This is a genomic window from Acinetobacter sp. SFA (genome assembly GCF_001647535.1).
Taxonomy (GTDB): Bacteria; Pseudomonadota; Gammaproteobacteria; order Pseudomonadales; family Moraxellaceae; genus Acinetobacter; species Acinetobacter pecorum.
In genome coordinates this window covers 191,239-199,563 of record NZ_LSZI01000021.1, presented here as the reverse complement: position 1 = coordinate 199,563, position 8,325 = coordinate 191,239, and the positions used below count along the sequence as shown (strand labels likewise).

At 41.8% G+C, this 8,325-nt stretch carries 5 protein-coding genes and 3 pseudogenes; 1 reads left to right on the top strand and 7 read right to left on the bottom strand.

Going from position 1 to position 8,325, the window contains the following annotated elements; all coding sequences use genetic code 11:
* Positions 1 to 80 precede the first annotated feature (80 nt).
* From AY607_RS14000 to AY607_RS13985, 5 genes and pseudogenes are all read right to left on the bottom strand, one after another.
* A complete protein-coding gene (locus AY607_RS14000; protein WP_064102863.1) occupies positions 81 to 923 on the bottom strand; it encodes a hypothetical protein in 843 nt (280 codons plus the stop codon).
* A 37-nt stretch (positions 924 to 960) separates the two neighbouring features.
* Positions 961 to 1,065: pseudogene (locus tag AY607_RS15255) on the bottom strand (antibiotic acetyltransferase); the annotation flags it as partial.
* Between the two features lie 54 nt (positions 1,066 to 1,119).
* Positions 1,120 to 2,496, bottom strand: coding sequence for a H(+)/Cl(-) exchange transporter ClcA (clcA, locus tag AY607_RS13995; RefSeq protein ID WP_064102862.1), 1,377 nt, complete (start codon positions 2,494 to 2,496; stop codon positions 1,120 to 1,122).
* A gap of 116 nt (positions 2,497 to 2,612) precedes the next feature.
* Positions 2,613 to 3,230: a CatB-related O-acetyltransferase gene (locus AY607_RS13990; protein WP_064102861.1), complete on the bottom strand. Its 618-nt coding sequence runs from the start codon at positions 3,228 to 3,230 to the stop codon at positions 2,613 to 2,615.
* 112 nt (positions 3,231 to 3,342) lie between these two features.
* Positions 3,343 to 3,738, bottom strand: a pseudogene (locus tag AY607_RS13985) (RidA family protein).
* Positions 3,739 to 3,847: 109 nt separating this feature from the next.
* On the opposite strand from AY607_RS13985, the pseudogene AY607_RS13980 reads away from it, so the two are divergent.
* Positions 3,848 to 4,443, top strand: a pseudogene (locus AY607_RS13980) (TetR/AcrR family transcriptional regulator).
* Positions 4,444 to 4,516: 73 nt separating this feature from the next.
* Here the strand turns inward: AY607_RS13980 and greA are convergent.
* Positions 4,517 to 4,993 (bottom strand): transcription elongation factor GreA, encoded by a 477-nt coding sequence (gene greA, locus AY607_RS13975; RefSeq protein WP_064102860.1) that lies wholly within the window; start codon positions 4,991 to 4,993, stop codon positions 4,517 to 4,519.
* Between the two features lie 91 nt (positions 4,994 to 5,084).
* Positions 5,085 to 8,315, bottom strand: a complete 3,231-nt coding sequence (gene carB / locus AY607_RS13970; protein WP_064102859.1) for a carbamoyl-phosphate synthase large subunit — start codon at positions 8,313 to 8,315, stop codon at positions 5,085 to 5,087.
* Between the last annotated feature and the right edge of the window lie 10 nt (positions 8,316 to 8,325).

The window sequence follows — 8,325 nt, the reverse complement described above, 5'->3', positions numbered from 1 at the left end:
CCAATGGACAACGTTCTCCATTAGATTATGAAAAGGCCCATCAAAAGATGGTTATGTGTGTCTAGAATTTTGGTGGCTATTCAATCAAAGATAGCGGATTTCAAAACTTGTAGGCAAATTTTAGCTGTTTGTTCTCTGGGGGAGAAATTTTCAGTCATTTGCTGAAAAGGATGTATGTAATTTCTAAAATCTCTTAATTCTTTGCTAAATCGATAAGTATCTTTTTCAATTAAATTAATTGAATGAGATACTTCAATAAAATTATTAAGTGTCCATTGATCGAAGTTCTTTACTTTACCATCTTTTTTAGGACTGCAATTTGAAGTATTAAAGACTTTTGGATTTAAAGAAGCGATATTTAAGAATATTCCCTCTAATGTACTACCAGCTAATAACACGACAGAAAGGTAGGCTTCAGCTTTAAAAGCTTTTTCAATCTCGATTATTCTGCTTTCGACTACTGGCATTAAAGTTGGGATAAGATTTAACTGAGAGTAATCAAACCTAAATTCATGTTTTATAAAATTATTCTCAAGGTTCTTATTTTCTGATTGGATTTGTTCATCAAGATTGATTTTTGTAATAGGCGTGAGGTTAATTTCGGTGTTAATTCTAGTGATTTGATATTTGTCGAATTGTAGATATTTATTGAACTCTTTAATTAAATTATCTAGTCGATTTAAGTCTTCAATATAATTTATAGGATTAAATAATTTTTTAATACATATGTCTAATTTTGGTGTGCCATTTATTTGAGAAAGTCGTAGATCTGTGTACATCCATCTAGACGGAAAACCTTGCCTATATACATCTTGATAATCGAACATACCAAAAAAATCGATAATTTTTGGCCCTGATCGATATTCGGTGATTTCATTGATTAAGTCACGAAGTTTTTCAAGTGTCTTTGGTGATAAATGCATATTTATTCAAAATAATAATTTGAATTAAATATAAAGTTTAGATTAAATTTTGTACACTATTAAATAGTGATTTCACATCATCCGTCTGCAACTGTTCACGCATTTTTAAAAACTGCTTTTCGTCTAGGTCATAGAGCTTTATTAATCATAGTGTCAGCCCAAAAGGGAGAATTGTTAGCTATTTTCAAAGTTAACTTTATTTTTCTTTTGACTGATCCGGTTCATTTTTCGAACTGGCTAAAGTACTATTTAAAATTGCACTATAGATAGGCGTTGCACCTAACGTTTGTGCCATAAATGTTGCTGCCAGACAGGTAATAATCAGCGGTAGAATGAGCACAAAACTTCCCGTCATTTCCATAACAACCATGATACCTGTTAGTGGGGCGCGAATTGTGGCAGCAAAAAGACCAGCCATCCCCAGCACTGCACAGTTCAGTAATTCAATATCATATTGAGGAAAAACGGGCTGTGCGATCATGCCAAACAACACCCCTATAATTGCACCTAAAGCAATTGTCGGTGCGAAAATACCGCCAGGCGCACCTGAACCGAAACATAAAATAGTGGCAATAAAACGTAAACACAGAAGAATCAAAAGCGGATAGAACATGGTCATGCCATCTACAAGATTTGGCAAAATAGCGAAACCACCCCCTGTCATTTCAGGTTTTAGTAAGCTTAAAACCCCAAAAGTACCTGCAAGCACAGCACCTGTTAAAGGAAAGAAATATTGTTTCTTTTGATAAAACAAACCCAGAATACGACGTAAAGTTAAAATAAGAGAATTGGATAAAGAACCAATCAAGCCAAGAAACAGGCCTAAAAAAATATAAATCCAGACAGATTTTAAGGGGGCTGCCAAAAAAGTCCCCATATCTAAAATGGGATTAGACCCCATAATAAACTGATAGACCATGCAAGAAGTAATACAGCCAACAAAAACAGCTTTAATAGAGGCCTTGGTATAAGTAAATTCAGGCCGCATCTCTTCAATAACAAACAAGATGCCACTCAGCGGTGCATTAAATGCAGCAGTAATACCTGCACCTGCACCAGTCGCAATGAGAGTATGGAGAGACTCATTATTTTTAACTTTACATAGGTCGGCAGTCATTTTTCCGAGATTGGCACCTATTTGCACAGTAGGTCCTTCACGTCCTAAGACCATTCCGCTACCTAATGCGCCTAAACCACCAAAAAATTTAACAGGAATGACACGCCACCAGCGTACTGGGCGTAAATTGAGTAGTGCTCCTTCGACTTCGGGAATTCCTGATCCTCCTGTTTCAGGGGCAAACCTTTGTACAAGATAATAGGCAAACGCACCCATAGCAGCAGTGATGCAGAAAATTAAAAAATAGCTTAAATAGGGTGAGGCATGCTCAACATGCTGTGAGAACTGTTCACGGTAGCTAACTGTATAATTAATGCAAATATGAAAAAGGGAGCCAAGTAAACCTGTTGCAGCGCCCACAATGCTGGCGAGTATAAGAATGATAAAAGGTGAGCGTTTTTGCCAGCTTTCTATCTTATGGGTTGCAGTACTGGCGAGTACTTTGGCTGTTTGCATACGCTATCCTGCACTTGGCTTTTCTAATTATAATTGAACACCTTGGCGGTATTTTTACACACTCTGTATCAAAACTTTCTAGTTATCGATATTGGACTGAGCAGTATTTAAGGTCTCTATGTTAAATAAAGTGCCAGTTGCTGAATGTCATCTGTTTGTAATTGTTCACGGATTTTTAAAAACTGCTTTTCATCAATGTCATAGATTTTCAAAGAAAGCAGTTTGTGTATATCTTCCTGTGGAAAGCGGTATTTGATAATCTTTGCAGGAACACCACCTACTACTGCATATGCGGGTACGCTCTTGGTCACGACTGCACCCGTAGCTACCACAGCACCTTCACCAAGGGTTACGCCTTGCATAATCATGGCACGCGAGCCAATCCAGCAACCATCACCAATTATTGTGTCACCCGCAGGCACAAAGCCACGTGTATCAAAAGGAAACGCTGAAATCCAGTCCGTGCGGTGCAACTGGTTGCCACCCATCATGATCACGCACTCAGCGCCAAAGCAGACGAAATTTCCGATATAAAGCTGATCAATCGGTTTCTCAGGCGTAGATGGCTTGTCATGTAAATAACGCACCACACAACGCTCAAAACCCTGATCCCAATACGCTGAGTAGTAAGAGTAATTCCCTTTAATGTGAATATTGGGGTTCTTCACCGTTTTTGAGATGAATTCGAATTCACACCAGTGATTCACAGGAGCATTAATTAACTTTTCAGACATGAGGAGGCTGTAATCACAAGGAGTGCACCATTATACCGAATTGCCCTTTAAGCTGAATCAACAATCTCAATTCAGCCAGTGAATCGAATATTAAAGCACGTGCTGACCTTGCTTAAGTGCTACGAGGAATACGGGCAATCACTTTAATTTCAAAATCAAAACCTGCTAACCACGTGACACCTACAGCTGTCCAATTAGGATAAGGCTTTTGCGTAAACACCTGATTTTTCACCTTCATGATGCTTTCGAACTGCCGTTCCGGATCAGTATGAAAGGTGGTGACATCAACAATATCATCGAATGTACAACCAGCCGCTGCCAATGTCGAAGCTAAATTTTCAAAAGCCCGTTCTACCTGTTTCTTAAAATGTGGTTCAGGAGACCCATCTTCACGGCTACCGACCTAACCCGATACAAACAGTAAATCTTCCGATTTGATCGCAGCAGAATAACCATGCTGTTCATATAGGGCATGGCGGTCTTGGGGAAATATCGCAGTTCTAGTCATGTCTATTCTCATTCAACATCGAATTTATAAGTGAGTGAAAGCAGTCTAATTTTCACATACGTACCGTATGTCAATTAAAATTTTTATCAAGATGGTGTGATGAAAATAAATGTCTGTTCGTGAACAAAAGATGGCGGAAACCCGCAAGAAATTAATTGAAGTGGCACGCCGTGCATTTGCAGAATATGGCTATGCGGACACTTCAATGGATAAGCTTACTGCAGAGGCAGGATTGTGACCCGTGGTGCGTTGTATCATCATTTTGGTGATAAAAAAGGCTTATTTGCTGCAGTAGTCGACCAGATCGATTCAGAAATGGCTTCAGCTGCGCAGCAACATCTGGAGCAGCCTGATGATCTGTGGGAAGGATTGTTGCTTGAAGGGCAGACCTATATTCAAAATGCCTTGAAGCCGGAATTCCAGCGCATTGTGCTGCGTGACGGACCGGCTGTGCTGGGTGATCCTGCACATTGGCCAAGTCAAAACAGATGTTTGGAGTCCACGCGTGAATGTGTTGAACAACTGTTGGTAGCAGACCGAATTAAAACAGTTGATCCGGAAGCTGCTGCGGTATTTTTAAATGGTGCTGCAATGAATGCAGCACTCTGGGTGGTTTCCAGCGAAGATCCTGAGCAGGTACTGCCTGAGGCCTTACATGCATTTAATTTATTTGCATCAGGGTTTTTAAAAGAAGCACAGCGCTAATTCGTGTGTAGGAAGCGTGCAAAGGTAAAAAACCCCTCAATTGAGGGGTTTTTCAAGCTTAACTATCTAATATTTAGATATATTCAACTTTTACAATTTCGTATTCAACTTCACCGTTTGGTGTAATGATTTTCACATCGTCACCTTCGCTTTTACCCAAAAGGCCACGTGCAATCGGCGAGTTTACAGAGATCTTGTTAATCTTAAAGTCTGCTTCGTCATCGCCTACAATTTTGTAGGTTTTCTGTTCTTCGGTATCCAGATTTTCAATCGTGACCGTTACACCAAAAACCACACGACCATTCTGTTCCAGTTCTTTGACATCGATCACCTGAGCTGCACCCAGTTTGCCTTCGATATCCTGAATACGGCCTTCACAGAAACCTTGCTGTTCACGTGCTGCATGGTATTCTGCATTTTCTTTTAAGTCGCCGTGTTCACGAGCTTCTGCAATCGAAGCGGTGATACGTGGGCGATCAACTGTTTTCAGTTGGTGTAATTCTTTCTCTAAGGCAATTTTGCCTTCAGGTGTCATAGGATAACGTTGCATGTTGTCCCTCAAAAGTCAGTTGAAAGATATAAAATCTATAAATAAAAAAAAGCCCGCCACCAAGAAGGTAGCGGGACTTCTTGGAAGCGAATTAACCTTTAGTTAGGTCTTGCAAACGATATACATCCATTGGCAATTTAATTGCTAAAGCTTGGCATACAGCGTCCGCACCATTCAATGTAGTTGTGTTATACACTTTACCTTGAAGCGCTGAACGACGGATCGAGAATGAGTCTTCTTGTGCCTTTTTGCCTTCAGTCGTGTTAATCACAAGGTGGATTTCGCCGTTTTTGATACGGTCCACAATGTTAGGACGACCTTCAGTTACTTTATTGACACGTTCGCATTCCAGACCAGCTTCGCTAATCACTTTAAATGTACCATCAGTCGCAAGAATCTTGAAGCCTAGGTCAATTAATTGTTTCGCAATGCCGGCAGCACGTGGTTTATCTGAGTCACGTACAGAGATGAAAGCATGTTTGACTTCACCTTCAGTTGGAAGACCAGGTAAACGCTCATTGGCACCCAGTACAGCTTTATAGAATGCTTCGCCGAATGTTTTACCCACACCCATCACTTCACCTGTAGATTTCATCTCAGGGCCAAGGATTGGATCAACACCAGGGAATTTGTTGAATGGGAACACGGCCTCTTTTACAGAGAAGTGTTCAGGAATAATCTCTGATGTAAAGCCTTGCGACTCAAGAGATTGACCTGCCATACAACGTGCAGCCACTTTTGCAAGCGATTCACCGATACATTTAGATACGAATGGAACTGTACGTGATGCACGTGGGTTCACTTCCAGGATGTAAACGTCATCGCCTTTCACTGCAAACTGTACGTTCATCAAACCGATTACGCCTAGCTCTTTCGCCATAGCAACGGTTTGACGACGCATTTCGTCCTGTACTTCTTTAGATAAAGAGTAAGGAGGAATAGAACATGCTGAGTCACCTGAGTGAATACCTGCCTGTTCAATGTGCTGCATGATACCACCGATCACCACGTCTTTACCGTCAGATACGCAGTCTACGTCAACTTCGATTGCGTCATCCAGGAAGCGGTCAAGAAGAACAGGCGCTTCGTTAGATGCTTGAACCGCATCACGTAAGTAGCGTTTTAATTCTTCATCGTTGTACACGATTTCCATCGCACGACCACCAAGGACGTAAGACGGACGTACCACAAGCGGGTAGCCAACTTTAGACGCTTCAGCCATACCTTCTTCAGCAGATTTTACGATGCTGTTGTTTGGTTGACGAAGTTGCAGACGTTGAATCATTTGCTGGAAACGTTCACGGTCTTCTGCGCGGTCAATCGCGTCAGGCGATGTACCGATAATTGGCGCACCGGCTTCTTCTAAAGCACGCGCCAATTTCAAAGGTGTTTGACCACCGTACTGAACGATGATGCCTTTCGGCTTCTCGATACGTACGATTTCAAGTACATCTTCCAAAGTGATTGGTTCGAAGTACAAACGATCTGATGTATCGTAATCTGTAGACACCGTTTCAGGGTTACAGTTCACCATAATGGTTTCATAACCATCTTCACGCATTGCAAGCGCAGCATGTACACAGCAGTAATCGAACTCGATCCCTTGACCAATACGGTTAGGGCCGCCACCAATCACCATGATCTTGTCACGGGTTGAAGGATTGGCTTCACACTCTTCATCGTAAGTTGAATACATGTACGCTGTATCAGATTCGAATTCTGCAGCACATGTATCTACACGTTTGTACACTGGCGTTACGCCCAGGTTCCAACGGTGTTTACGGAATTGTTTTTGTGAAATACCCATCAAGTCCGCAATGCGAAGATCTGATAAACCTTTACGTTTAAAGCTACGGATATTCTCCGCGTTTAAATCGCCAAAACCTAAAGTTTTGATTTGATTTTCAGTTTTGATGATGTCTTCGATTTGAATCAAAAACCAGCGGTCGATGTTCGTTGCAGCAAATACTTCGTCTAAAGTAAAGCCGTGACGGAATGCGTCGCCCACATACCAGATACGCTCTGGACCTGGTACTTTAAGTTCTTGCAAGATTTTGTCGCGCGCGCCTTCAGCACCCACTTCAATTTTTTCGTCAAAACCAGAAGCACCCACTTCAAGACCACGAAGGGCTTTTTGTACAGATTCCTGGAAGTTACGACCAATCGCCATGACTTCACCGACAGATTTCATCTGTGTAGTTAAAGTCGCATCCGCTTGTGGGAATTTCTCGAAGTTAAAACGAGGAATCTTGGTTACAACGTAGTCGATTGCAGGTTCGAATGATGCAGGAGTCGTGCCGCCAGTGATGTCGTTTTTCAGCTCATCAAGGGTGTAACCAACTGCCAGTTTCGCTGCAATTTTTGCAATCGGGAAACCAGTTGCTTTAGACGCAAGGGCAGAAGAACGAGAAACACGCGGGTTCATCTCGATCACAACCATACGGCCGTCTTTCGGGTTAATACCGAACTGAACGTTCGAACCCCCTGTTTCAACACCAATTTCACGAAGTACAGCTAAAGAAGCGTTACGTAGTAACTGGAATTCTTTATCTGTAAGCGTTTGAGCAGGCGCAACAGTGATTGAGTCACCTGTATGCACGCCCATTGGGTCAAAGTTTTCAATGGTACATACAATGATACAGTTGTCGTTTTTGTCACGAACAACTTCCATTTCGTATTCTTTCCAGCCAATTAATGATTCATCGATCAATAACTGTTTGGTTGGAGAAAGATCGAAACCGCGTTCACAGATTTCAATGAATTCTTCTTTGTTGTATGCAATACCGCCGCCTGAACCACCCATGGTGAATGATGGACGGATAATCACAGGGAAGCCGAAGCGTGCTTGAATTTCTAAAGCTTCTTCCATTGACTCGGCAATGTCAGCTTTTGGACATTCAAGACCGATTTTACGCATTGCTTGGTCAAACAGTTTACGGTCTTCAGCTTTTTCGATTGCTTCTTTGGTCGCACCGATTAACTCAACATTGTATTTTTCTAAAATGCCATGCTCATCAAGGGCAAGGGCACAGTTCAATGCTGTTTGACCACCCATAGTAGGAAGAACTGCGTCTGGACGTTCTTTCTCAATGATCGCTGCAACAGTTTGCCAGGTAATCGGTTCGATATACGTTGCATCTGCCATTGCAGGGTCAGTCATAATGGTCGCTGGGTTAGAGTTCACCAAAATAACACGGTAGCCTTCTTCACGAAGAGCTTTACACGCTTGCGCGCCTGAATAGTCAAACTCACACGCCTGACCAATCACAATAGGACCAGCACCAAGAATTAAGATGCTTTTAATGTCTGTACGTTTAGCCATGATGCTTCCT

Excerpts from the sequence above, each read along its gene's own strand:
- AY607_RS14000 (WP_064102863.1), bottom strand. The coding sequence starts at position 923 with ATGCATTTATCACCAAAGACACTTGAAAAACTTCGTGACTTAATCAAT.
- clcA (WP_064102862.1), bottom strand. The coding sequence starts at position 2,496 with ATGCAAACAGCCAAAGTACTCGCCAGTACTGCAACCCATAAGATAGAA.
- AY607_RS13990 (WP_064102861.1), bottom strand. The coding sequence starts at position 3,230 with ATGTCTGAAAAGTTAATTAATGCTCCTGTGAATCACTGGTGTGAATTC.
- greA (WP_064102860.1), bottom strand. The coding sequence starts at position 4,993 with ATGCAACGTTATCCTATGACACCTGAAGGCAAAATTGCCTTAGAGAAA.
- carB (WP_064102859.1), bottom strand. The coding sequence starts at position 8,315 with ATGGCTAAACGTACAGACATTAAAAGCATCTTAATTCTTGGTGCTGGT.